Origin of the sequence: Rothia nasimurium (assembly GCF_928381415.1) — a bacterium.
Taxonomy (GTDB): domain Bacteria; phylum Actinomycetota; class Actinomycetes; order Actinomycetales; family Micrococcaceae; genus Rothia; species Rothia nasimurium_H.
In genome coordinates, this window is record NZ_CAKMSF010000006.1 from 13,966 (window position 1) to 38,428 (window position 24,463).

Genomic DNA, 24,463 nt, shown 5'->3' on the forward strand with positions numbered 1-24,463 from the left:
CGTGCCATACTGGTAGCCATGACAACCCTTCTCACCGCTGCGCCTGCCCTGCTCGGATTGGGACTCATGATGGGCTTTAGCCCCTCGCTCTACAGCATCACCTTTCTGGCGCTCATCAACGACCTCAGCAAAATGCACATCGTCCGCTGGATTAGTGGCGGGATTGTCATGGGGGCTACCGTCCTCGTCCTACTCTTCCGCTTCGTTGACCCAGAGAACCTAATACAGCTGGTTCACAGCGATGCGAGCAAAATCCTCGTGCGAAAAAGCATCGACGCCGGCGCTGCCCTGCTGCTTGCACTATCGGCAGTCCTGCTCTGGACGCGCAGAAACCGCCCCAAGAGGGCACATAAGGTTAAAAACTTACACCTCTCACCCCGGAAAGCTGTGCTAGCAGGCTTCTTGAATTCGGCTATCGGATTGAGCTCGATGGCAACGATGTATATGGTGGGTCGCCTGCTCACAACGGTGAGCCACAACGCGGTTGAATGGGTGCTGGCCTATCTCATCTTTACAGTCGGTATGGTTGGGCCCTACCTGCTACTCGAAGCAAGCTGGGACCGCTTCCCGGGCTTTGCTCACGCTGTCACAGGTGTGCTTGCAAGGATTAAGAATGCCAACCTAACCGCTCTCTATAGCCTGATGTTGCTAGTAGGGGCAGTCTTCTTTGGGGTGCTGGCTGTTTGTTAGCTGGGGAAGATTTGATTTGTGTCGATTCGTGCCCTATATTTGTATCTGTTGCTGAAACAAATACAAAAAGGATGTTCTGTGGATACAAAATTCTCGGTCGCCGTACACACCCTGGTCATGCTCTCGGAAGCCGACGATAAACTCACCTCTGAGGCCATAGCAACCAGCGCGGGCACCAACGCCAGCTACATTCGCAAAATCATCTCCCTGCTCAAAAAAGCAGACCTGCTTGACCGCATCCCCGGTAGCTTTGACTACCAGCTCGGTAAGCCGAAAACCGAAATGACCCTGCTCGATATCTACCGGGCCGTTAACCCCAACATCCACATTGATACCCACCAAAACGCCAACCCGGAATGCCCGGTAGGGGGCCACATTAACTCGGTGCTCGACCCCATCGCCGCCCGCGCCGAACAGGCCATGACCGACCAGTTAGCAGGAATCACCCTGGATGCGGTCATCGAAGATATCAGGGCCAGCTACCTAGCAGCCCACCCCGACGCTTAAATCTAACATCACTATCATCACCCACCCGAAAGAGAAAACCATGAAAGCATTTACCCTCACCTCCTACGTCGACGGCGGCGCTACCCAGTGGGCGGACGTCCCCGCCCCCGTCGCCGGGCCCGGCCAGGTGGTTGTTGGCGTCCGCGCCGCAGGCCTCAACCCGCTTGATGCCATGATTGCCCGCGGTGATTTCAAGCAGCTCCTGCCCTACAAGCTCCCCCTCATCCTGGGGCAGGAAGTCGCCGGGGACGTCCTCGCCGTCGGCAGCGGGGTTACCGACTATGCAGTGGGGGATAAGGTCTTTACCCGCCTGCCCATCGACGCTATTGGTGGCTTCGCCGAGCAGGTCGCTATAGAGGCTGCCCAGGTTGCGCCCATGCCTGCCAACCTGACCTACGCTGAAGCTGCTGGCCTGCCCCTCGTCCTGCTGACCGCTATCCAGGCCTTCACCGAAAAGGCTCCCATCAAGCCCGGCGATAAGGTCTTCATCCAGGGCGGTACCGGTGGATTGGGCTCTATCGCTATCCAGGTCGCCAAGTATCTGGGCGCAACCGTCGCCACCACCGTCAGCACCAAGAACGTCGAGCTGGCTAAGACCCTGGGGGCTGACGTGGTTATCGACTACCGCACCCAGAACTACGAGGAGCACATCTCGGGCTACGACATCGTGCTCGACACCCTGGGCAAGGGGGAAACCACTCGTTCCATGAAGGTACTGGCATCCGGCGGCACCCTGGTGACCGTGGTCGGCGCCCCCGACACCGACTTCGCCGCCCAACTCGGCAAGAAGGCCCTGACACCGGTCATGTGGTTCCTCAGCCGAAAGGAGCGGGCTGCTGCCAAGAAGCTCGGCGTGACCTACAAGTTCCTCTTCATGCGGGCTGAGGCAGACCAGCTCAAGAGCTACACGCCCGCTATCGAATCTGGCGCTATCAAGCCCCTCGTGGCCCAGACTCTGCCCTTTGACCGCCTGGAAGAAGCCCTTAACTTACTCGCAGCAGGCAAGGGTGGCCCCGGCAAAATCGTCGTTGAAACGAATTAGAGGTAATCGAATTTTGAGTGAAACCACCGAACTCTCGAGAGTTCGGTGGTTTCACTTAATAATCTTACTTCAACAATTGAATTTAGCTTTTCTTTCTATTTTTTAGAGAAAGGGGAAGCTTTCCTTTTGCTGAACCGATAATTTGTTTAGCTTGCTCTTTTTTGTTGGTCTTGGACTCATCTTCATCGAGGATAAACTCTTCGGGCACCTTGCCATCGGGCCATGCTAGTGGGAGTCCCTTTAGGTGCTTCTGAAGCTGGCCTGATTGGGATTTAAGGGACGCGTAGGTTAGGCTTCCGGAAATTATCCCGCCAGCCAGGGGGACAGCCTTTGCTACACCTTTTGCAAAGCTGTCTTTGGTAACCTTAACCCCGATAAATCTCAGTGTCTTTTTGATTGGGCCGTAATAAAAGGTTTTCGTTAGAGCCTTTTTAGCGATATTTCGTTGAACAGCAGGGCGAGCTATATCGTTCGCAAATTTCATGAGATTATTTGCCGCACCCCCTACTCCAAGCATTACTCCAAGAAACATCGCAAATTTTGCAACTGTTTCATCATCTTTTTCGTTCAAATCAGAGATGAACGACTGCCATCCATACAAATATGCTAATTTCTGCATCACGCGGAATGCATGTACATAGTATTGCGTAACATCAGCGGGAATGGTTGCAATCATTCCAAACCCGCCAGGAAGGCCGGCAGCAAAAGAGATTGCTGAGGATTTACGAGTCTCAAATTCGATAGCAGATTTTGCAAGTTTATCGATAAGACGCGAGTCTATACCGGCCTGAGCGGGAGTAGAATTGATTACCTCATCAATTTTGTCTTCAGGAATGAATGCCTTTTCAAGTTCACTCCTAATGAACGCCTCTCTGTCAATTTTGACACCCTTAAGGCGAGTGATGGTAGTGATAAATTTTCTACCTATTTCTTCTGCCTCGTCGTCAGTAACTTCGTCTGTAACGGGTTGAAGGGCCTCAGACGGGGGTAACGCTGAATCTAGATTTAGTTCAGTGCTTTTAGAGTCTTCATCTACTGTTGGCTTAGCGGCAGGAACTGTGGAATCCATGGGCAACCTTTACTTATAAAATCAAGAGATTTGGAGTTCTGATGAGTTGTTAACGATTGTAGTGGCATGTAGTCACCGCACAGAAGGTTTTGAGATTCCAAATCTGGTAAATCTGTAACTTCAGTGACTGCTGAGGTCGCTCATACTGATAACTCACTCAAGGTGTTCCCTAACAACGATCATTGGTTTAATCCTTTGGAGCTGTGGTAACAGCTACCTGGCATAACCTCCTGGTTCCTAGCGTTTGGAAGAAGCCCTCGACCTGCTCGCAGCAGGCAAGGCGGCCCCGGCAAAATCGTCGTTGAAATGAACTAGAAGGTGATGACTTGCACCCACCGGCTAAACTGGTAGGTAAAAGTCTTGAACCCAACCAAAGGTGAAACACAGTGACTGAAACCGGCGCTGAGCAGCTCGGCCCCACCGGCCGCCCCCTGCGCATCTACCCCGACCCCGCCCCCCTCTCCACCCACGGGCCCGCCCGCATCATCTCCATGGTCAACCAAAAGGGCGGCGTCGGAAAAACAACCTCCACCATCAACCTCGGGGCCGCGCTCGCAGAAGCCGGACGCCGCGTCCTGCTCGTTGATTTCGACCCCCAGGGCGCCCTCTCCGCCGGTTTCGGTGCTAACCCCCACGAACTTGACCTCACCGTCTACAACGTCATGATGGACCGCAAGGTCGATATCCGCGAGGTTATCCAGAGCACCGAATTCGACAACATCGACCTGCTGCCAGCCAACATTGACCTCTCCGCCGCCGAAGTGCAGCTAGTCAACGAGGTAGCCCGCGAACAGGTTCTCGCCAGTGCCCTGCGCAAGGTCGAAAACGACTACGACGTGATCCTGATTGACTGCCAACCCTCCCTGGGCCTGCTGACCGTCAATGCTCTGACCGCCAGCCACGGCGTCATCATCCCGCTCATCTGCGAGTTCTTCGCCCTGCGCGCGGTAGCCCTGCTGGTGGACTCCATCGAAAAGGTCCAGGACCGTCTGAACCCCAAGCTCGAAATTGACGGCGTGCTGGCCACCATGTTCGACTCCCGCACCCTACACTCAAAAGAGGTGCTGGCCCGCATCGTTGACGCCTTTGGTGACAAGGTCTTCGACACCGTCATCAAGCGCACCGTTAAGTTCCCCGATGCCTCCGTATCGGCAGAACCTATCCTGTCGTACGCCTCCAACCACCCCGGTGCCGAGGCCTACCGCCAGCTAGCCCGCGAGCTGATCTCCCGCGGCGGAGCCCCCTAAACGCACCTGCCCCTATGCTCTAGGCTACTTTTGCCCGTCTGCCCTTGAAGAACCTCGGGGCAGGCGGGCACAATGGTTAAAACACAGAAAAAGAACGGCTCATGAGAAGCCGCCAAATCCTGGCTCAAAGACCCACAGGAGACTCGCTGCCGTGACGGTACCGAACACACTTACCCAGAGCGCCCCTGCGCCCTTTACGCTCACCCTGAGTAACTTCGAAGGCCCCTTCGACCTGCTGCTCACCCTGATTTCCCGCCGTAAACTCGATATCACCGATATCGCCCTGGCCGAAGTCACCGACGAATTTCTCACCTACATCCGACCCCTGCTTGAAGACGGCAGCGACGCCGCCCTCAACACCGCAAGCGACTTCCTCGTCACCGCTTCCACCCTGCTCGAACTCAAAACAGCGCGACTGCTCCCGCGCAGCGACAAAGCTCTAGCCGCTAACCCCGACCTGCTTGAAGCCCGCGACCTGCTCTTTGCCCGCCTGCTTCAGTACCGGGCCTACCGCGAGGTAGCAAGCGTGCTCGAAGAGCGATTCACCGCAGAAAACCAGCGCTTTTCCCGCACCGTCGCCCTCGAACCGGCCTTCACCAAGGTACTACCCGAGCTGGTCTTCGACCTGACCCCGCAGGCATTTGCTGAGATTGCCGCCCACGCCCTGCGCCTGCACGAAGACCCCGACATCGAGCCGGAGCCCGAGCACATCGACACCGGCCACATCTACACCCCGGCCACCACCATCGCAGCCGAAGAAGCGACACTATTGGCCAAGCTGGGGGAGAACGGTGGGCAGTTGAGCTTCGCCGAGGCCTGCGCGGACGCCGCCAGCCGCGAAGTCGTGGCCGTCCGCTTTCTTGCGGTGCTAGAACTCTATAAAGAGGGCAAACTCGCCGTAGAACAGAGCCAGGCCCTGGGCCCCATCACCCTGCGCCTTGAAGACTCAGCAACCACCCACCGGGAAGGAGAGACAGAATGAGCGGGAACCCCGACTACACCGACGATGACCTCAAGATTCTGCTCTCCGGCAGCTGGGACGCTGAACCGGAGCAGGAGCCCAAGTCTGAACCAGCACCGCAGCCCGAGCCAGTACCAGAAGAAACCTCCCCGGTGGCACCCCAACCCGCTGCTAAGCCAACGAAAGCCGCTCCGCAGGTGGCGGCGTCCGCCCACGAACTCAACCGAGTTGAGCTCCAGCCCGGCGGCGTGAAAGCCGCTATCGAGGCGATTTTGGCGGTAGCCGATGTGCCGGTGAGCGTCCGCGAGTTCGCGGCGGCCCTGATTGTCTCAGAACGAGCCATCGAAACCGCCCTCGACGAGCTGATGCGCGACTACGACGGCTACGACGACGCCACCGGCACCCACGAGCCCCGCGGCTTTGAACTCCGCCAGGTGGCAGGTGGCTGGCGGCTCTACTCCCGGGCTGATTTTTCACCCTGGGTCAGCCGGTTCGTGGTGGGCGCCCAGACCGTCAAACTCACCAAGGCAGCCCTCGAAACCCTGGCCGTCATTGCCTATCAGCAACCGGCCACCAGGGCCTATATCGCCCAGGTACGCGGGGTTTCGGCGGACGCGGCGGTGCGCAACCTCCTACAGCGCGGCCTCATCACCGAGACCGTGCCCGATGAAACCGGGGCCACCCAATACATCACCACCGACACCCTGCTTGAAAAGCTGGGGCTGAACTCCCTCGACGAGCTTCCCGCCCTGGCTCCCTACCTACCCGACCCCCACGAGGTGGGCAGCAGCACCACCCTAGACTTGGATGACCCCAGCTAGCGCACACGCTAGCTGCGGCATCACCAGAAACTACGACACAGAGGAAAGAGATAAAAGAAATGGCATACGGAAACAACTCATCACGAGGTAACTCAAACCGCGGCGGCCGCCCCGGTGCAGGCAAGGCAGGAGCCGGACGCAGCGGCAAGGGCTTTGCCGGCGCTGGCAAGGGCGGAGCCGGTAAGGGCGGTTCAGGTCGTTCAGGTTTTGCCGGTAACAAGGGCGCTAAGCCCGGCACCCCCGGCGGCCCCCGCAAGGCCGGTACCGGTAAGGGCCCCAAGTTCCGCTCAGGCCAGCCCTTCGCTAAGGAAATGGGCGAGTTCCGCCCCGCTAACCGCGGCTCCAAGAACTTTGGCCCCCACCGTCCGCGCCGCCCCAAGAACGCGCCCGTTGACCACTACCCCTTCTATGACCACGAGGGCGTCCGCCTGCAGAAGATCATGGCATCCGCCGGTGTGGCCTCCCGCCGCGTCTGCGAAGAAATGATTGAAGAAGGTCGCGTGACCGTCAACGACGTCCTGGTGACCGAACTCGGCGTACGTGTTAACCCCGACCAGGTCACCATCCAGGTTGACGGCATGACCATCCAGACCAACGACAAGCTGGTCTACATGGTGCTCAACAAGCCCGCCGGCGTCGTCTCAGCCATGGACGACCCCGACGGCCGCCCCAACATCTCCAACTTCCTGCGCTCATCCATGACCGAACGCGTCTTCCACGTGGGCCGCCTGGACGTTGAAACCGAAGGTCTGCTCCTGCTGACCAACGACGGCGAGCTGGCCAACCGCCTGACCCACCCCTCCTACGAGGTACCCAAGACCTACCTGGTGCAGGTACCCGGCCCCATGGAACCCGGTATCGGTGCAGCCATGAAGAAGGGCCTGCGCCTGGAGGACGGCGTCACCCGCGTCGACGAGTTCAAGCTGGTCGACTCAACCCCCGGCCACGTCCTGGTTGAGGTCACCATCCACTCCGGCAAGAACCGCATCATCCGCCGCATGTTCGAGCACGTCGGCTACCCCGTCGAGAAGCTCGTGCGCGTTGAGATGGGCCCCATCCACATAGGCTCCCAGAAGCAGGGCACCGTACGCAACCTGTCCAAGGTCGAAATCGGTAAGCTGCTGGCCTCGGTAGGCATGTAATGAGCGGTTCACCCACCGTCTTCGACTCCCACCTGCACGGCCCCGTCCTGGTGATTGGCGCGGGCCTGCTGGGTGCCTCCATCGGGCTGGGCCTGAGCCACCGCGGCTACACGGTCTACATCTCCGATATCTCACCCACCACCGAAGCCGTCGCCGAAGACATCGGTGCCGGTACCTCCCTGCGAGCCCTAGCCACCGAGTGGCAAAGGAAAACAGGGCAGGAAGCCCCCGACCAGCTGGAACTTACCCCTCAGCTGGTCGTCGTGGCGGCACCCCCGGACGTCACCGCCGACCTGGTGGCGCGCGCGCTCGCTGACTACCCGGCGTCCTTTGTCATCGACATAGCCTCGGTGAAGTCGGGTATCTTGAGCGCGGTGCAGGAAGCAGGGGCTGATGTGAGCCGCTACCTGGGCACCCACCCCATGGCCGGGCGTGAAAAATCCGGCCCCGTGGCTGCCCGCGGTGAGCTCTTCTCAGCCCGCCCCTGGGTGCTCTGCGACCATGAGACCGTGCGCCCCGAACTGATCAAGGTAGCCCAACAGCTGGCAACTGAACTGGGCTCAACCATCACCCATATGGACGTGGAAGAGCACGACCGCACCGTCGCCTTGATTTCGCACGTGCCCCAGGTCATGAGCTCCCTGCTGGCTTCCCGCTTGCAGGACACCCCTCTCTATGCGCTGGGTCTGGCCGGGCAGGGCTTGCGCGATACCACCCGTATCGCCGCTTCAGACCCGGGCCTGTGGGTGCAGATACTCTCAGCCAACGCCGAACCTGTGGTTCAGACCCTCTACGGGGTGCGTGAGGACCTTGAACGTCTCATCAGCACCCTGGAGGCTCCCACCGCAGCCGGAGCCCGACTCGATATCGCCCAGCTCATGAGCGAAGGAAACTCTGGTGTTGCCCGTATTCCCGGTAAGCACGGCGGATCACCGTCCGCTTTTGCCCAGCTCACCGTGCTGGTGGACGACACCCCCGGCACCCTAGCCCGCCTGCTCGTTGAAATCGGTGAACTGGGAGTCAACCTGGAAGACCTGCGCCTAGAGCATTCCCCCGGTGCCCAGGTGGGCATGGCTGAACTATCGGTTAACCCCAACGAACACGAAAAACTGATCGAAGACCTCACCAGCCGCGGCTGGAAGGTCGTCAAGTAAGGAAGAAAACCATGTCTGACAAGCTCGTGATCGCCATTGACGGCCCTTCAGGTTCTGGCAAGTCCTCGGTATCTAAAGCTGTAGCCCGCCACTACGGGCTCGAATACCTGGATACCGGTGCCATGTACCGCGCCCTGACCTGGTACTGCCTCGATACCCGGGTTGATACCGAGGACGCCGCAGCCCTGGTTGCCGCCGCCCGCAGCTTCCCCTACGTGCAGGGCACCAGCCCCGATGAAGAGGTCATCGAGGTCGGGGGAGTGGACGTGCGCGATGCTATCCGCGAGCCCCGTATTTCTGAGGCAGTCTCGGCAGTTGCTTCCAACCTGGACGTCCGTCAGATCCTCATTGACCTGCAACGGGACTTCATCGCTCGATCCAAGACCGGCATGGTGGCAGAAGGCCGCGACATCACCACCGTCGTTGCCCCAGATGCCGACGCCCGCGTCCTGCTCACCGCCAGCGAAGAAGTCCGCCTGGCCCGCCGCGGCCTGCAGCTGGGCGGCACCCAGAATTCCGAGCAGCTTGCCTCCCAGGTCTCAGCCCGCGACGCCAAGGACTCCAAAGTCACCAGCTTCACCGAAGCAGCCGAGGGCGTAGCCCTGGTCGATTCCTCAGACCTCAACTTTGAAGAGACCATCGCAGCGGTCATCGAAGCCGTTGAAAGTCAGCTCAACCGCTAAACGGACAGCCGCGCACCCGCGTCCGCCCGCTCTCAACTAAACTTATCTACCAACGCCCCGGCACCCGCCGGAACCCACCACAGGAGGTATCGCCCATGAGCGACGAACTCACCCCCCACGACGACTACGAGGTCAAGTTCCTCGGCGGCGGCGACGATGACGTATCGGACCGCCTCGCCGAAATCGACGATGAAACAGCCAACCAGCGCGCAGAAGCCCTACTGGCCGGCCTCGAAGACTATGACCTGGACGAAGAAGACCGCGCCCTACTGGGCTCCTGGGGCTTCGACATCGATGAGGACGACAACCTGGAAGCTGACCCCGTCGTCGCGATCGTCGGCCGCCCCAACGTCGGCAAGTCCACCATTATCAACCGAATCCTCGGCCGCCGTGAAGCCGTGGTTGAAGATAAGCCCGGTGTCACCCGTGACCGTGTCTCCTACAAGGCTGAACACAACGGCAAGGACTTCACCCTGGTCGACACCGGCGGTTGGGAAGCCGACGCCAAGGGAATCGACGCCCAGGTAGCTGCCCAGGCAGAAATCGCCGTCGCCCATGCGGACGTTGTGCTGCTGGTTGTCGACGCCATGGTCGGTATTTCAGCCACCGACGAAGCTATCGTGCGTATGTTGCGCCGCGTCGACAAGCCCATCCTGCTGGTTGCCAACAAGGTTGATACCGAACACCAGGAAGCTGAAATTCACGCGCTCTGGTCACTCGGCATGGGGCAGCCCCACCCCGTCTCAGGTGTCCACGGCCGCGGCCTGGCCGATATGCTCGACGCCATGATGGAAGTACTGCCTGAGCACTCTCAGTACGCCGAGCCCGAGGCCCTTGGTGGCCCCCGCCGTATCGCCCTGATCGGCCGCCCCAACGTGGGCAAGTCCTCCCTGCTCAACAAGCTGGCAGGCGAAGAACGAGCCGTGGTCAACGACCTGGCTGGCACCACCCGCGACCCCGTGGACGAAATCGTCGAACTGGGCGGCCGTCCCTGGCGCTTTGTTGATACCGCAGGTATCCGCCGCCGGCAGCACATGGCCAAGGGCGCTGACTTCTACGCCTCCCTACGCACCCAGACCGCGATTGAACGCGCCGAGGTTGCTGTCGTTCTGCTGGATGTTTCAGAGCCCCTGAGCGAGCAGGACGTCCGTATCGTCCAGATGGCGGTTGACTCCGGACGCGCCATGGTGCTGGCTTTCAACAAGTGGGACACCCTGGATGAAGACCGCCGCGAAATGCTCGAACGCGAAATCGAGCGCGACCTGGCCCACGTGAAGTGGGCACCGCGCGTGAACATCTCAGCAAAGACCGGCTGGCACAAGGACAAGCTGGTTCCCGCGCTGGAACACTCCCTGGAATCCTGGGATTCCCGTATTCCCACCGGCCGTCTCAACGCCTTCCTGGGTGAAATCGTGGCAGCCCACCCCCATCCCCTGCGTGGCGGTAAGCAGCCCCGTATCCTCTTCGGCACCCAGGTATCCTCCCGTCCGCCTAAGTTCGTTCTCTTCACCACCGGCTTCCTGGACCCCGGCTACCGCCGCTTCATCGCCCGCCGTCTGCGTGAAACCTTCGACTTCACCGGCACCCCCATTGACATCACCATGCGCGTGCGTGAGCGCCGCAGCCTGGGGGAGCGCCAGAGCGGTAAGTCGGGTAAGGGCGGACGCCGCTAACACCGGCCTATTTGAAGTGTGACCTAAAACGCTCTAAAAAAGCCCCAAAAACCCGGTTTTCGATTTTGCACTCTCTCAAAGAGGTGTGTATAGTTATACGAGTGCTCACGGGAACAGCAAAGTTCACGAGAGACAATCGGGTTGTGGCGCAGCTTGGTAGCGCACTTGACTGGGGGTCAAGGGGTCGCAGGTTCAAATCCTGTCAACCCGACAGATAAAGCTCCGGCCACTAGGGTAAAACCTAGTGGTCGGAGCTTTTTGTTGCCTAAAAGCGGGGGTAGCTGGTGAAGCTACCCTGTGGATATCGTTTATAGGGCGTCATGGTCGCGTCACGACTCCACCGTTTTCGGGGAGGTGCGGACGCCCGCGCCCCGGGTTTGCCCGGAAAATACGGGGTGGGTGTGGTTGCGAGGTTATCCACAGGCTGCCCCTGCCTGTACTGGCCAGCCCTGGTTTTTCTAGCCTAGTGGCATGACTCAGCTAGAAGAACTCAACCAGAAACTACTCACCTGTCAGCAGCTCACCGCCCGCTACCCTAACCGTTACCGGCTTGAGGCCGCAATAGCACGGGGGCTCTACCGGCGGGTAGTACGCGGTTTCTACCTGCACCGCACCGACTGGGAAAGCCTCACGCCGGAAGACGTTTATCTTGCCCGGGTACTGGCGCTGGCGGCGTCCTACCCCGGAATTATTTTCTCCCACCAGACAGCCGCCCTGCTCCACGGGTTGCCCCTAGAAAGCCTGCCCGAGACGGTACATGTCTACTGCTACCACCGTACCCGCGCCAAAGACTACACCGTGCACCACGGGGAGCTGCACCTGCCTACCGATACCACCGTGCTCGCCCCGGGCATCCGCATCACCAGCCTGGAGAGAACCCTCACCGATTTGGCAGAGAAGCCGAGCACACAGCGCTACCGCATCAAACTATAAAGAACCGCCTGCCCCGAAGTAGCCGGAGCAGGCGGTCGTACTGCTATCTAGTAGCACTCACAGGCAGGTGTAAGGCAACTGCTACTTGTTGTGAGCGTAGCGGTAGATAAACGCGGCCATGGCATCGCGCTTAATAGGCTCGTAGGGGCGGAAGGTGCCGTCGCCCCACCCCGTGGTGATACCGCGAGAACGCAGCCACATAATTTCACGGTAGAAAATGGTGCTCTCGGGAACATCCACAAACTGTGACCCCTTAGGTGCTACATAGTAGGGCTTACCCGCGTAGCGGTAGAAGAAGGCCGCCATGGCATCGCGCTTAATGGGTTCGAAGGGGCGGAAGGTGCCGTCGCCCCAGCCAGTGGTAATACCCTCAGCCTTGAGCCACTCAATTTCCTTGTAGAAGGGGTGGGTCTGGTCTACGTCCTTGAAAGAGGGGGTCTCGGGGGCCTCAAAGGAGGGGGAGCCCGCTAGACGGTAGAAGAAAGCGGCTGTAGCTCCGCGGTCAACATGGTCGTAGGGGCGGAAGGTACCGTCTGCCCAGCCGGTCGTGATGCGCTGCTGAGCCAGCCACATAATTTCACGGTAGAAAATATCGGCTTCGGTAACATCAACAAAAGAAATCGGCTCGGGAGTCAGGTTCATACCGACCAGCAGGGGGTCGTGGTCTGATGAACGGAACTCGTTAGCCTCGTAGAAATCGGTGATGTTGCTGTTGTAGCGGCTGTATTCGAGCGCCACGGACTCAACAGAGTTGATGTTCCAGACCTGGGCACTCTCTACCTTCTCAGCCAGGGCAGGGGAAGCCAGAATATGATCGAGCGAGCCAACGCGACCGCCGTACAGGTAGGTATGGCCAGCGTCGTACTTCTCACCCAGGTTGGTGTAACCGGCAGAGTAGAGTACCTGCATGGGGTCCTCCTGGGTGTAGGAGTTGAAGTCACCCAGCAGCATGATGTTCTGGGTGCCGTGCCGTTCACCCTGGGCCGCAGCGAAGTTCACCAGAGCCTGGGCCTGGGCGACGCGAGAAGCGTTGGAGCTACCCTGGCCGTCATTCTGGTCAGCATCGGCGCCGCTACCGGAGCCCTTGGACTTGAAGTGGTTAACAACAGCTACAAAGACATCGTCACCGCTGGTTGCTGCTGAACCTGCGGGTACAAAAGCTTGGGCTAGGGGCTGACGGGCGTTGGAGAAAGCCGCATCGTCAAGAATTGCGGACTCACCGACGGGGGTTACCTCAGCAGGCTGGTAGATGAAGGCGGTGCGGATGACGTCCTCGCTGGCAGGCAGAGTGGTGGGGGAAGCAACAGCCGCCCACTTCTCGTAGCCAGCGTCCTTATTGAGCTCTTCAACCAGTTTGTTCAGGGCGATATCGCGGTTATCGTGGCCGGTGGCTAGAGTGTTCTCAATTTCTTCTAGGGAGAGCACAGAAGTATCAATCTTGTTGATAGCCTGCACGATTTTGGACTGCTGGCGTTCGAAGCTAGCTAGGGTAGCTGCCCCTCGTACCGAGCAGCTGCCGCTGACGGTGATGGGGTTTTTCTCGCGGTCGGTGTAGAACTTGCAGCCTGCGACGGTGTCGCCCACGGTGGTGAAGTAGTTGAGGACGTTGAAGCTAGAGATGCTGTGCTCGCTTGCTACCTCAGGGGCCGCTGTGCGGGTGTTGGACCAGGACGCCGGCAACGCAGCGGGGTCAGTTGCGCCGTTGACCGGAGCGGTGGGCTGCAGACGCCAGGCGTTGAAAGAGTAGCCCAGAACAACCGGATTGTTGAAGCTGACGGCAGCTCCGACGCGCAGCGGGTTGCTGGTGGAGACATAGGGCAGCGGGGTGCCGGTGCCTGCTCGGCTGTAATCCACGGTTGCACCGTCATCGAGCAGAAGAACCTTAGCCGCATTATCTGCTTCGTAGGCGAGGGCTGCGGCACCGGGGGCTACGACGTCGGTTGCGGTGCGCAGGGCCTGGGTGCCGTTGACAAGGCCAACTTCACCGTAGCGGTTGGTGTTGTAGTTATCGGTGACGGTGATATCGCCGGTGGGCTGTAGGAGCATGCCTTCGAGGGCTTCACGGGCCTCTTCACCCTCAGGTAGCTGGCCGGTCACCGGGGCGACAGGGGCAAAGGGGACAGCAAGGACGGTGAGGTCAGCCGCGCGGGAAACCGTAATCTGGGTTTGCCCATTATATTCAGAAACTGCGCCGGTTACTTCAACGAGGTCGCCCTGAGAAACCTGCGCTACGGTGGAGGGTGAGTAAACGAAGATGCCGTCAGAAGCACCCGGAGTGCGGTTCTCTGCACCTGTTCCCTCGGTCTGAATAAAGTAGCCGCGTAGGCCGCCCTCGGCATAGACGGCTGTGACGACACCGCGGGTAGTGACGCTTTGACCGGCGAGCGGGCTGGTAGCTCCGGTGCCCTGGATAGTAGCAATCGAGGTGAGCTCGGCAGCTTGGGCCGGAAGGGCCGTGAGTAGGGGAGTCAGTGTGGCGGTGGAGGCAAGAAGAGCAAGCGCCGTACGGTGGTGTGATAGGCGTCGGAAATCAGGCATGAGAATCCTTGGGGAATGTTAACAGTAGATGTGTGGTGATGTGACTCATGGAGCCACCTCACACCATTCTAGGGTCTTGCCTGTACAAAATTTAAAGCCGCGATTCAAAAATTAAGTAGCGGGACGGTTAATTTTTGCCACTTTGTCGGTGGGTATGTGTGGGTCTGTGGGTTTTGCTTAAGCGGTGTGGTTATTGGGGTGGAAACTGTTGCCGGTGTAAGCAAGTCCACGGTGTTAGGGTGGGGGTGTTTTTAAGTGGGGTAACACATGTTGAGTGGAAGGGTGAGTTGCTTTTGACTAGGCCTGATGTGAAAATGAACCCTCCGATGCAGGTATGCATCTTAGACAGGCTCACTTAGGTCTTTTTTGACCTTTACAGATACCCTCGCGCGGGGTTGGTTTTTGTAAGTTTTGTGTGTGAATTGGTGGTAATTTAGGAGGTGGAAAAGTGCAAACAGCACACAAAACCAATCGCGGAACGTACCTCCGCAGCGAAGGAACCCATACTCATGTGGCAGCAGGTCTATGACCCACTGAACAACCAGGCGCTCTCAGCCCTCGTGGCGGCAGTGCCGATCCTCGTCTTCCTCCTAGGGCTCACCGTCCTGAAAATGAAGGGCCTGCACGCAGCCCTCGTCTCCCTGGCTTCGGCCGTGGCACTGGCCGTCCTCGTCTTCGGCATGCCCTTTGCCTCCTCCCTCTCAGCCATCGGCTACGGCTTCCTCTCTGGCATGTGGCCCATCGGCTGGATTGTGCTCATGGCCGTCTGGCTCTACCGCATCACCGTCCGCGCCGGTAACTTCGAAGTGATCCGCGGTTCGGTCTCAGCGATTTCTGCTGACCAGCGCATCCAGGTTCTTCTGATTGCCTTCTGCTTCGGCGGCTTCCTCGAAGGTGCTGCGGGTTTCGGTATCCCGATTGCTATCTGTGCAGCCCTGCTGGTAACCCTCGGTTTTGAACCCGTCAAGGCATGTCTCCTGGCTCTGGTCTCCAACGTCGCCTCCGGTGCCTACGGCGCTATCGGCATCCCCGTCCTCACCGGCTCCACCGTCTCAGGCGTGCCCCAGGCTGAACTGAACTCCATGATGGTCTGGGTCCTGCAGATCATCACCATCTTCATCCCCGTTCTGCTGGTCATGATGCTGGACGGCATCCGCGGCCTCAAAGAGACCGGTCTGGTTGCCCTGGGCCTAGGCGTGGTTGTCTCCGCTGCCCAGGCAGGCGTCCTGCTGGCTATCGGCCCCGAACTCGTAGACATCATCCCCTTCCTGCTTGGCCTGATTCTGCTGGCCGTCACCATGATGAAGTGGCAGCCCGCCCACATCTACCGCGAACCCGGCGCTCCCTCCCTCGAAGAACTTAAGAAGAGCCCCAGCGCCTTCACCTTCTCCGGCGTCGTCAAGGCATGGAGCCCCTTCATCATTCTGTCCATCATGATTCTGCTCTGGTCGACCCCCCTCATTAAGGCCCTGGTTAAGGCTGAGACCGAAACCAGCGCAGCGGGTGCTCTTAACTGGACCACCATCCCCGTCCAGATGCCCGCCCTGCACGGCCAGATTTCCCAGGTCGCCCCCATCGTGGCAGAAGAAACCGCCATGAAGGCAGTCTGGAACTGGACCCTCTTCGGCGCATCAGGTACCGCTATCCTCTTCGCCGCCCTCATCACTATCGCCATCTCTAACATCAGCTGGAAGGCCGCCTTTGAAGAACTCGGCGGCGCCTGGAAGCAGCTCTGGCAGCCCATTCTGCTCATCTGCCTGGTCATGGCTGTTGCTAACGTGATGAACTTCGGCGGTATGTCCTCAGCCCTGGCTCTGGCCCTGGCAGCTGTCGGTTCCATCTTCCCGCTCTTCTCGCCCATCATCGGCTGGATTGGCGTGTTCGTCACCGGCTCCGTGGTCAACAACAACACCCTCTTCGCCGGCCTGCAGGCCACCACCGCAAGCCAGATTGGCGCCAACTCCGGCCTGCTGGTTGCAGCTAACACTGCCGGCGGTGTGATGGCTAAGGTCGTTTCACCCCAGTCCATCGCGATTGCGGCGGCATCGGTGAACATGTCTGGCCAGGAATCAAAGATCACCAACGCAGCCATCAAGTACTCGCTGGCTCTGCTGGTTATCCTCTGTGTCTGGGTCTTCGTACTCTCGCTGATCATGCCCGCCTAAGGCTGACGACAGCACCCGGCGCTGATATATCAGGACGCCCGCCCCACCACCCTGCCACCGGGCAGGGGAGCTGGGGCGGGCGTCCTTTTCTTGCTCCAGCAAAGTGAAGGCCAACTCGCCTGACTAGCTGGTCTAAATACCCGCTGAAAGAAAGTAAACTGTTGGTATGAGCATCACACCCGTAAAAAACCTATTGAATGACCAGCTGCCCAGCTTCATCAAGCAGGGCTACCTCTTTATGTCGCACCAGCGCCGCAAGGCCGGGGTCTCCGCAGAGTCGCACTGCCCCGTCACCTTCTCCGCTCTGGGTGGCACCGCAACCCTGATTCGTGGCGAAGAAGCCGTGGATTTCTTCTACGACGAGTCCAAGATTAGCCGCGGAGGCGCCATGCCCGCAGCAATCCAGGGGCCCCTCTTTGGCGAAGGTGCCGTTCACACCCTCGACGGTGAAGCCCACAAGGTTCGTAAGGCCAAGATGGCTGAAATGGCTTACGCCGACGAGCGCGTTGAGGCTTTCAAGGGCTTCGTTGAAGAAGAGATGAAGGCCCTTATTGAACGGTGGAAGACCAACCCCGGTAACATCTACGACGATGTCGCTGTAGCCTACGGCCGCGCCGCCTTCCGCTGGGCCGGGGTGCCCGCGTCCGACCGCGAGCTCAACAAGCGTGCTACCCAGATGAGCCATCTGCTCGACACCTTCGGTGAGCTCAAGCAGAACGTACTCTCCTGGATTGACCGCAAGAAGCTGGACGCCTGGGCCGAAGAGCTCATCGAAAAGGTCCGCTCCGGCGAACTGACCGTCGAACCCGACTCGGTAGTACGTCACATGGCTGACCTGCGCGACGAAAAGGGCGAGCTGGTCACTGCCAAGCTGGCCGGTATCGAGCTGCAGAACCTTACCCGCCCCACCGTGGCTGTCTCCCGCTTCGCCGCTTTCGCAGCCGTCGCTATGGTCGAGAACCCCGAGTGGGCTGCTAAGGTCAAGAAGGCAGTGGAGGACGCCGATGGCCGCCTGGTCAACATCCCTGAAGCCGTTGCATTCGCCCAGGAAACCCGCCGCAAGTACCCCTTCGTTCCCATGCTCCCCGCCATGGTCAAAGAAGATACAGAACTTTCGGGCTGCCCGATTCAGAAGGGCCAGCGCGTGCTGCTGGACATTCTGGGCACCAACACCTCACCCCAGCTCTGGAAGAACGCCACCAGCTTCGACCCCCAGCGCTTCCTCGACCAGCCCGACTACGAAGCTATCAAGGGCTTCATCCCCCAGGGTGGCGGCGATGTGCTGACCGGTCACCGTTGCCCCGGCGAGAAAATCGCGGTGGCTGCGCTGTCTTCTACCATCGCAGCGCTCTCAGCAGATAATGTCACCATCTCTGAAGATACCGAGGACACCACCTTCAGCATGACCCAGCTGCTGACCCGCCCCAAGACCGGCGTGCGCGTCACCGTCAGCTAGGGCAGGCGTCCGCCCCGCTCAGTAGAGAATAAATCAGCCAGGTCCCGGTTCCCCACCCGCACGGTGGGAAGAAGCCGGGGCCTAGCTATTTTAAGGACGCCCCCGCTCGCCTTCCGCTGCTCACTGCGGGTCTGGCGCCACAAGACCAAGAAATCGTCGAGGGCTCCCTGCACTAGCTGGTAGGTTTCGGGGTCAAGCCCCTGCGCTTTGGTGCGCACGAGCTGGATGAAGGGCACAATGTTCTGGCTAATAGCTAGCAGGCTGGTGTAGCCCTCATCCATGGCTAGGCCAAAACAAATATCCACCACCTGCTGCACCTCTTCGGGGGAGTGGCGCTCTAGCCAGGCCCGGGTGACCGTCTCAACCCGGTCGCTGGCGGGCGTGGGGTGCTCAGCCAGCATGAAGTGCCCCCGAGCATCAGCATGCCAGTTAAAAATGGAATGCTGAACCAGGCCGAAGAAGCTACTGGCCACCGCCTGCGGGCTGCCCTGCTTGAACATCAGGCGGCCCACGATGCTGTCGACCGGAATATACTCCACCGTTTTACCCAGGGTACGCCGGTAGCCGGGGTGATTGAGAAAGTCGGGAACAAAGCCCGGGGAGTCAAAGGTAATCAGCTCGTCAATATGACTCTGGGCCTGCTCGCTCTGCATACTGGCTGCGTGTACCGCCAGATGCCCGCCCTTAGAATGGCCGGTGACATACAGGGGAGTCTTCGGCGCCCGGGCCAGCGCGCGTGAGAGGTAATCAACCGCCAGCGCCTGAGCCGGAATCTGCTGCCGGGCAGCCAGATGAAAATCCTCTTTCCAGCCGGTCAGCGTATCGTCGGTGCCGCGAAAAATAACCTGTTTGAGCACCCCGGGGAGCACCAGGGTGAGAGCCGCAAACTGAACCTGCTCCGCGTCGTCCTGCCGCGCCTCATAACGGTAGAACTTGAGCCCGGCAAAGCGGGCGGACGCTGCCACCAGCTTAAGCAGCTGCAGCCGCTGGGCGGTAGCCAAGAACCAGTTGGCACGCAGCTCGCTGTCGCTGTAGAACTCCTGGTAAATCTGCGCCGCACCTATCCCGTAGGCAAACCCGGCATGGTGCTCTGCAATCACATCAAGGGGAAGGTAGGCCAGCTCATTGAGCAGACAGAGGTCAACATGGGTGAGCGGACGCTCCTGCGGAGTATCGTGCAGGTGCTTCTGAGCGTAAGCGAGCAGGTTCATAGGCTCTCTACAGTTGGTTCAAATCTATCTTGCCCATGCTCAGCAGCTTGGCGCAGGCGTCCGCTCCCAACAGGAGTAGGCCGGTTCCGTCGATGCTGAGGGTGCCCATACCGGGAGCCGGGGCGGACGCAGTCAGCGGCAGGGCTTGTGCATAGTAGGTGGCAGCCTCGGCGGCATCACCGTTAATCCAGACGCAGGCGGTGGGAGCTGAGGCGGGAGGGAAAGTGGAAGTCATAGCTCCTATCTTCGCACAGGGGAGTGAATAGATGCCTGCGGAGATGAAGCGCCAGTGACTCATCATAAATAGGTTATAAAAATATAACTTAATTGCCCTGGTGGCCTTGTCTTGTTTTGGCCTACCTCATTATTATATTTAGGCACCCAAACTTATTTATAAGGTAGCCCTAAGTAAAACGTAATGGGCTGCTGGTGCTCTCCCTACACACCACCTCATCAAGGACGACTGACGTGAAGCCACTACTTGCTACAACCGCTCTCACTACGGCGCTCATTATGGGCGGAGCCGCAGCTCCCACCGCCAGTGCCACACCCACTGCTACTGACCTACCCGCCACCTTTGCTAGCGCTGATAGCCTGCCAGCCTCGGAAGAAAACCGCCTGGTAGCAGGTAGCGCCAACTGGAACTACGTCAATAGCTGGCGGAGCTATCTGGGGGCTAGCTCAGAAAACTTTCTCGACGGCGCAGGTCTAGTAGCCGGTACTAAAGACATCGAATGGCAAGCAAAACCCGGCCAAACCTTTGACCCCGAGAACCCCGGCAAACTCCATTTCACCGGCCACGTGCACTGGAGCAAATACGACGGCTACCTCGATGTACATTTCAAAAACCTGACTATTGATTTCGCCACAAAACAACTTCTTGTCGATGCCTCAACCGCTAACACCATGGCAGGCACAGGCCCCGCAAACGCAACCCAAGAAGCCATCGCAGACCTCCCCGATTTAGCCTGGGAAATTCGCGGCAATACTCTGCTGGTCTACTCACATACCCCGGTGATTACCCAGCTCTCAGAACGCATCGTCGGCTTCTACTCCGGCGATAAAGGTGCGCCTTTTGTCGCCACCTTTGAAATCTATACCGGCGACCCCCAGGCGCCTGAGCGTCCTCTCCCTATCTTCTGGAAGCTGTTTCCCGACCGCTACGAGGACCCCTTCTACCGCCCGCCCCTGATTGATCCTGATGAAGAAACCTTCGAAGTTAATGTTCCTGACCCCACCCTGCGAAGCTGCATCTTCTCAACCCTGGGTATCCCCGAAGAAACGGCTATCGTCAACAAGGTACTGCAGCAGCTCCAGACGGTACCCTGCATTGGCTACAACGTACCTGAAGACCAGAAAATCAAAGATTTGACCGGCCTTGAGCATGCCCGTAACCTCAGCTGGTTGCGCATTCCCTACCACGCGGTAGAAGACCTTTCCCCTCTATCCGGTCTTACCAAGCTGCACAGCATCGATATTTCGCATAATCAGGTAAGGTCTTTGGCCCCTTTAGCCAAGGTGACTTCTTTACAAAGCATCACCGCTGACAACAACAAAATCAGGACTATTGACTCTCTCACAGAGCTAACTGATTTGCAGACTCTCTCGGTGAATAATAACCGTCTCACCAGTCTGAAAGGCCTGCCCTACCATATCTACACTGTGCGGGCAGATAACAACCGCGTGAGCGATATGAGCGGAACCTCTTTCTCAACTACTCCCTATCTGCGCACGCTGTCCCTGCGCCATAACCGAATTACGTCGGTCGACCCCCTCACTACCCTAGAAACCATTGAAAGCGTTGATCTTCGCAACAACTTCATTGGCGACCCTTGCCCTATGAAAGTCTGGGAAGAAAATACCAGCCTGACCAGCCTGCGGCTCCAGTACAACCTCTTTGATGACTGGAGCTGCCTGAGCGGAATTAGTCGAACCGATGTGGCAGACCCCGCCTGGGGCGAAATCAATGAGACTAACCCCGAAAAGCTAGAAGACCTTCTTGCCCAGGACGCAGCCGAGGACGCCCTAGACGCTGAAGAGCCTCTACCCGAAGAGTCTCCAAATCCCAGCGACGAGATTGACGAAACACCCATTGCTCAACCGGTTCCTGACCCCGTAACAACACCAGAGCCAGCTCCCGAAACGACCGAAACCCCTGCACCCGAAGCAACCCAGGAGCCCAGCCCTGAGGTGGCGCGCGACCCTGAGCCATCAGCCTCAGCTACTCTTGCTGCTCCGGCACCTGCCCCTAGCACTTCGGCTAGCTCTAGGTCTGAACAGCAGGCTGCCCTGCCTCGACCCTCCTCCGGGGGCACAGGGGCTACGGCGAATACCACTGCCGCACCTCAGATTGTAGGTTCTGCAGAACAAGCTACAAGCAGTGCAAAGACACAGGCGCTCCAAGAACAATCAAAGCCTTCAACAGGTCAGCTTGCCTCAACCGGCGTCGCCCCGGGCCTGGTAGCTGTAGGCCTGTGTGCCCTGCTACTGGTGATTGGAGGCGGAACCACCGTCGTACGTTCTCGTCGCTCCTCATAAAATTCAGCTTGATAAACTATGGGCCCCGTAGCCTATGTGCGGGGCTCATAGGTTCTAGCTGGATATGGGGTGAAGCCTACGCAGGTTAGCTCTCGGCAGCTCCTATACAGATAAAGAAGCAGTTCAGTAAACTTTAAGAACGGTCACCAGAACTATCTCAGCTTGACCTACTGCACCAACTAGAGGGCCTGATACATGAATACACTGCTTCAACGTACAGAAAATGTACGCACCTCAACGCTTCAGCGCATAGGTCTAGAAAATCTGAGTGAATTTGAGCAGTTCTTCACGCCCATTGCGGTAGCGGAAATTATGGCAGACCTGGTAGACGTCTCACCATTAGCAGAGAAAAAAGAAATCAGAATTCTTGATCCCGGTGCAGGTATTGGCGTATTGGCCATTGCAGCAGGTCAACGTATTCGAGAAGCTTTACCCCAGATGCCTATCCACGTTGTAGCTATCGAAAAAGACCCTTCTCTGTTAGCAACTCTTGAAGCCGCTCTCACTGATGCTGAGGCTCACCTGGGAGATTTCACCTACACTGTCCATCAGCAAGATTTTGTGTATTGGGCGTACCAGGACCTTATGAGTTCGGGAGATCCACAGGAGCAGGACTTTGACGTGGTCATCATGAATCCCCCTTATGCGAAGATAGCTGCGTCAAGCGCTGAAGCAAAGCATCTGAGAGTGCATGATGTAAATGTTCCTAACTTGTATGCTGCATTTGTTGCCCTCGGTGCACAGATGCTTTCACCTAATGGGCAGCTTATTGCAATTACTCCCCGCTCATGGATGAACGGTCCCTATTTTCAACAGTACAGAGAGCTTCTGCATCGTACCTGTTCACTTACCCATATCCATACCTTTAAGTCCCGGAAAGAAGTATTTAAAGACACCGGAGTACTGCAAGAATCGGTCATCACTAAGTTCGAGAATAACCTGCCAACCAAACACGTGCTGATTAGTAGCTCAGTAGCGCAAGGGCAGGAAACCAAGACCCGAACCGTTGCTAGAGAAGCCGTCGAATCTCAGGGCGTAATCTTCGTTCCTGCCCATCAAGAAGATGAAGAGATTATTGCTTGGATGGCACGGGCTTCCAATAAGCTCAGCAATCTTGGATTGCAGGTATCAACTGGGAAAGTGGTTGACTTTAGGAATAAAGACAAACTTCAGTTTCAACCAACTGGCCAAACCGTTCCCATGGTATATCCAGCACACTTTACAGCTGGGAACCTTGAGCACCCCAAAATAGATTTGAAGAAACCTCAGTATTACCGTGTCACATCGGATGACAAGAACACCGTTGCGCCCGGCTCCTTCGTATTAGTAAAGCGATTTAGTGCTAAAGAAGAAAAACGTAGAGTTACAGCAGCTGTATGGGAATCACCGGGTCTTGTGGCCTTTGACAATAAGACAAACTACTTTCACCGCCAGGGGGAGGGGCTTCCTCCCGACCTGGCTTTAGGGCTAACGCTCTGGCTGAATTCAAGCTATGTTGATAGATATTTCCGTATTTTTTCGGGCCATACTCAGGTAAATGCCACAGATTTACGCATGATGCCCTACCCCTCTGTACAGCAGCTCCTAGACTTAGCACGCACCGGTATGGAACCTGACGCAGCTGTGCAAGAAGTTCTTGGTGATAAGGAAGAGGCTCATGCCGCAGCTTAACGACGCACAGGAACTCCTCAAAAAATTAGGGTTTGACCGTCAGCGCACAAATATTATGGCCGCAAGAACCCTCCTAGCTTTAGCCCAGCTCACCCCAGACCAGGAGTGGGATGCGGCAAGTAACCCACGTATGGGCGTCCGCTCCATCATGGACTGGATGCGGAACGAGTTGGATTTTCAGGTTGCTGAAAATACTCGAGAAACCATCAGACGATTCGTATTGAAACAGTTTGTTGAAGCTGGCTTCTGTTTACATAACGATGATGACCCCGGAAGGCCAACAAATTCGTCGAAAAATGTCTATCGACTCTCTGATGAAGCGCTCGCCGTTATACGCTCTTATCAGCGTGATGGTAGTGAGAAAATAATAGAAAAATATCTAAAATCTAAAATTGTTCTTACCGATAAATATGCTAAAGCTAGAGAACTATCTAGATTCAATGTAACTCTGCCCCAGGGCGAACAAGTTTCTCTGAAACGAGGTGGGCAGAACCAGCTTATTGAAAAAATCATCACTGATTTTTGCCCGCAGTTTATTCCTGATGCTCAGGTACTATACATCGGGGATGCCGATAGCAAAGAAGGTATCTATGATAAACAGCGCCTCAGTCAGCTAGGCGTTGAATTGCCTGACCATGGAAAAATGCCAGACCTTATCGTGTACCAGCCTGATAAACATTGGTTATTTCTGATAGAAGCGTGTTCGACGCACGGCCCTATCGACCATTGGCGTTATTCAGAACTTGAATCTCTATTTTCACAGACTTCTGCGGGGCTAGTCTACGTTTCTTGTTTTCCGAACCGTTCAACGCTTCGCAAGTTTATCGCTGATTTGGCGTGGGAAACTGAAGCCTGGATTGCTGAAGAACCGACCCACATGATGCATCTCAACGGTTCACGTTTCATGGGCCCCTACAGCTAATAGTCTAGAAATGCTTGGACATTGAGAGCCCCGCCCCAGC

20 protein-coding genes and 1 tRNA gene are annotated in these 24,463 nt (G+C 57.8%); 17 read left to right on the plus strand and 4 right to left on the minus strand.

Going from position 1 to position 24,463, the window contains the following annotated elements:
- Nucleotides 1–18 precede the first annotated feature (18 nt).
- The 3 genes from L7A20_RS07745 (at nt 19) to L7A20_RS07755 (ending at nt 2,239) form a co-directional block, all read left to right on the plus strand.
- Nucleotides 19–690, plus strand: a complete 672-nt coding sequence (locus L7A20_RS07745; RefSeq protein WP_237195222.1) for a hypothetical protein — start codon at nt 19–21, stop codon at nt 688–690.
- 78 nt (nt 691–768) lie between these two features.
- On the plus strand, nt 769–1,197 hold the full coding sequence (locus tag L7A20_RS07750; protein WP_237195224.1) for an Rrf2 family transcriptional regulator: 429 nt from the start codon (nt 769–771) through the stop codon (nt 1,195–1,197).
- Between the two features lie 40 nt (nt 1,198–1,237).
- On the plus strand, nt 1,238–2,239 hold the full coding sequence (locus L7A20_RS07755) for an NADP-dependent oxidoreductase (RefSeq protein WP_237222997.1): 1,002 nt from the start codon (nt 1,238–1,240) through the stop codon (nt 2,237–2,239).
- Nucleotides 2,240–2,321: 82 nt separating this feature from the next.
- Here the strand turns inward: L7A20_RS07755 and L7A20_RS07760 are convergent, their stop codons facing one another.
- Nucleotides 2,322–3,308, minus strand: coding sequence for a hypothetical protein (locus L7A20_RS07760; protein WP_237204972.1), 987 nt, complete (start codon nt 3,306–3,308; stop codon nt 2,322–2,324).
- A 386-nt stretch (nt 3,309–3,694) separates the two neighbouring features.
- Here L7A20_RS07760 and L7A20_RS07765 point away from each other — a divergent pair, with 386 nt between their 5' ends.
- The 9 genes from L7A20_RS07765 (at nt 3,695) to L7A20_RS07805 (ending at nt 11,922) form a co-directional block, all read left to right on the plus strand.
- The gene (locus L7A20_RS07765) at nt 3,695–4,555 is read left to right on the plus strand and encodes a ParA family protein (protein WP_237222998.1); all 861 of its coding nucleotides are present in this window, start codon (nt 3,695–3,697) and stop codon (nt 4,553–4,555) included.
- A gap of 151 nt (nt 4,556–4,706) precedes the next feature.
- Entirely contained in the window at nt 4,707–5,537 is an 831-nt protein-coding gene (locus L7A20_RS07770) for a segregation and condensation protein A (protein WP_237222999.1), read from the plus strand.
- Nucleotides 5,534–6,337, plus strand: coding sequence for an SMC-Scp complex subunit ScpB (scpB, locus tag L7A20_RS07775; protein WP_237223000.1), 804 nt, complete (start codon nt 5,534–5,536; stop codon nt 6,335–6,337). Before L7A20_RS07770 ends, scpB begins: the two co-directional genes overlap by 4 nt.
- Nucleotides 6,338–6,396: 59 nt before the next feature.
- A complete protein-coding gene (locus L7A20_RS07780; RefSeq protein WP_237204975.1) occupies nt 6,397–7,479 on the plus strand; it encodes a pseudouridine synthase in 1,083 nt (360 codons plus the stop codon).
- On the plus strand, nt 7,479–8,633 hold the full coding sequence (locus L7A20_RS07785) for a prephenate dehydrogenase (protein WP_237204976.1): 1,155 nt from the start codon (nt 7,479–7,481) through the stop codon (nt 8,631–8,633). Before L7A20_RS07780 ends, L7A20_RS07785 begins: the two co-directional genes overlap by 1 nt.
- A gap of 11 nt (nt 8,634–8,644) precedes the next feature.
- A complete protein-coding gene (gene cmk, locus L7A20_RS07790) occupies nt 8,645–9,316 on the plus strand; it encodes a (d)CMP kinase (RefSeq protein WP_237223001.1) in 672 nt (223 codons plus the stop codon).
- 95 nt (nt 9,317–9,411) lie between these two features.
- Nucleotides 9,412–10,989: a ribosome biogenesis GTPase Der gene (gene der, locus L7A20_RS07795; protein ID WP_237223002.1), complete on the plus strand. Its 1,578-nt coding sequence runs from the start codon at nt 9,412–9,414 to the stop codon at nt 10,987–10,989.
- A 137-nt stretch (nt 10,990–11,126) separates the two neighbouring features.
- Nucleotides 11,127–11,200 (plus strand) — tRNA-Pro (locus L7A20_RS07800).
- A gap of 260 nt (nt 11,201–11,460) precedes the next feature.
- Entirely contained in the window at nt 11,461–11,922 is a 462-nt protein-coding gene (locus tag L7A20_RS07805; protein ID WP_237223003.1) for a hypothetical protein, read from the plus strand.
- An 81-nt stretch (nt 11,923–12,003) separates the two neighbouring features.
- Here L7A20_RS07805 and L7A20_RS07810 read toward each other — a convergent pair whose 3' ends face one another.
- Nucleotides 12,004–14,460 (minus strand): ExeM/NucH family extracellular endonuclease, encoded by a 2,457-nt coding sequence (locus L7A20_RS07810; protein WP_237223004.1) that lies wholly within the window; start codon nt 14,458–14,460, stop codon nt 12,004–12,006.
- Between the two features lie 509 nt (nt 14,461–14,969).
- Between L7A20_RS07810 and L7A20_RS07815 the strand changes: the two genes are divergently transcribed.
- Together L7A20_RS07815 and L7A20_RS07820 are read left to right on the plus strand one after the other, a co-directional pair.
- On the plus strand, nt 14,970–16,625 hold the full coding sequence (locus tag L7A20_RS07815) for an L-lactate permease (RefSeq protein WP_237204981.1): 1,656 nt from the start codon (nt 14,970–14,972) through the stop codon (nt 16,623–16,625).
- 166 nt (nt 16,626–16,791) lie between these two features.
- A complete protein-coding gene (locus L7A20_RS07820) occupies nt 16,792–18,081 on the plus strand; it encodes a cytochrome P450 (RefSeq protein WP_237223005.1) in 1,290 nt (429 codons plus the stop codon).
- Here the strand turns inward: L7A20_RS07820 and L7A20_RS07825 are convergent.
- The gene (locus tag L7A20_RS07825; RefSeq protein WP_237223006.1) at nt 18,078–19,292 is read right to left on the minus strand and encodes an Mbeg1-like protein; all 1,215 of its coding nucleotides are present in this window, start codon (nt 19,290–19,292) and stop codon (nt 18,078–18,080) included. The two genes, L7A20_RS07820 and L7A20_RS07825, sit on opposite strands and share 4 nt — an antisense overlap.
- A 7-nt stretch (nt 19,293–19,299) precedes the next feature.
- Nucleotides 19,300–19,527, minus strand: a complete 228-nt coding sequence (locus tag L7A20_RS07830) for a VOC family protein (protein ID WP_237223007.1) — start codon at nt 19,525–19,527, stop codon at nt 19,300–19,302.
- A gap of 233 nt (nt 19,528–19,760) precedes the next feature.
- Here L7A20_RS07830 and L7A20_RS07835 point away from each other — a divergent pair, with 233 nt between their 5' ends.
- The 3 genes from L7A20_RS07835 to L7A20_RS07845 all read left to right on the plus strand — a co-directional run bounded on the left by L7A20_RS07835 (nt 19,761) and on the right by L7A20_RS07845 (nt 24,423).
- Nucleotides 19,761–21,830, plus strand: a complete 2,070-nt coding sequence (locus L7A20_RS07835; protein ID WP_237223008.1) for a leucine-rich repeat domain-containing protein — start codon at nt 19,761–19,763, stop codon at nt 21,828–21,830.
- Nucleotides 21,831–22,025: 195 nt separating this feature from the next.
- Nucleotides 22,026–23,501, plus strand: a complete 1,476-nt coding sequence (locus tag L7A20_RS07840) for an Eco57I restriction-modification methylase domain-containing protein (RefSeq protein WP_237223009.1) — start codon at nt 22,026–22,028, stop codon at nt 23,499–23,501.
- Nucleotides 23,488–24,423 carry a BsuBI/PstI family type II restriction endonuclease gene (locus L7A20_RS07845; protein WP_237223010.1) on the plus strand — a complete coding sequence of 312 codons (936 nt, stop codon included), beginning with the start codon at nt 23,488–23,490 and terminating at the stop codon, nt 24,421–24,423. Before L7A20_RS07840 ends, L7A20_RS07845 begins: the two co-directional genes overlap by 14 nt.
- Nucleotides 24,424–24,463: the final 40 nt, after the last annotated feature.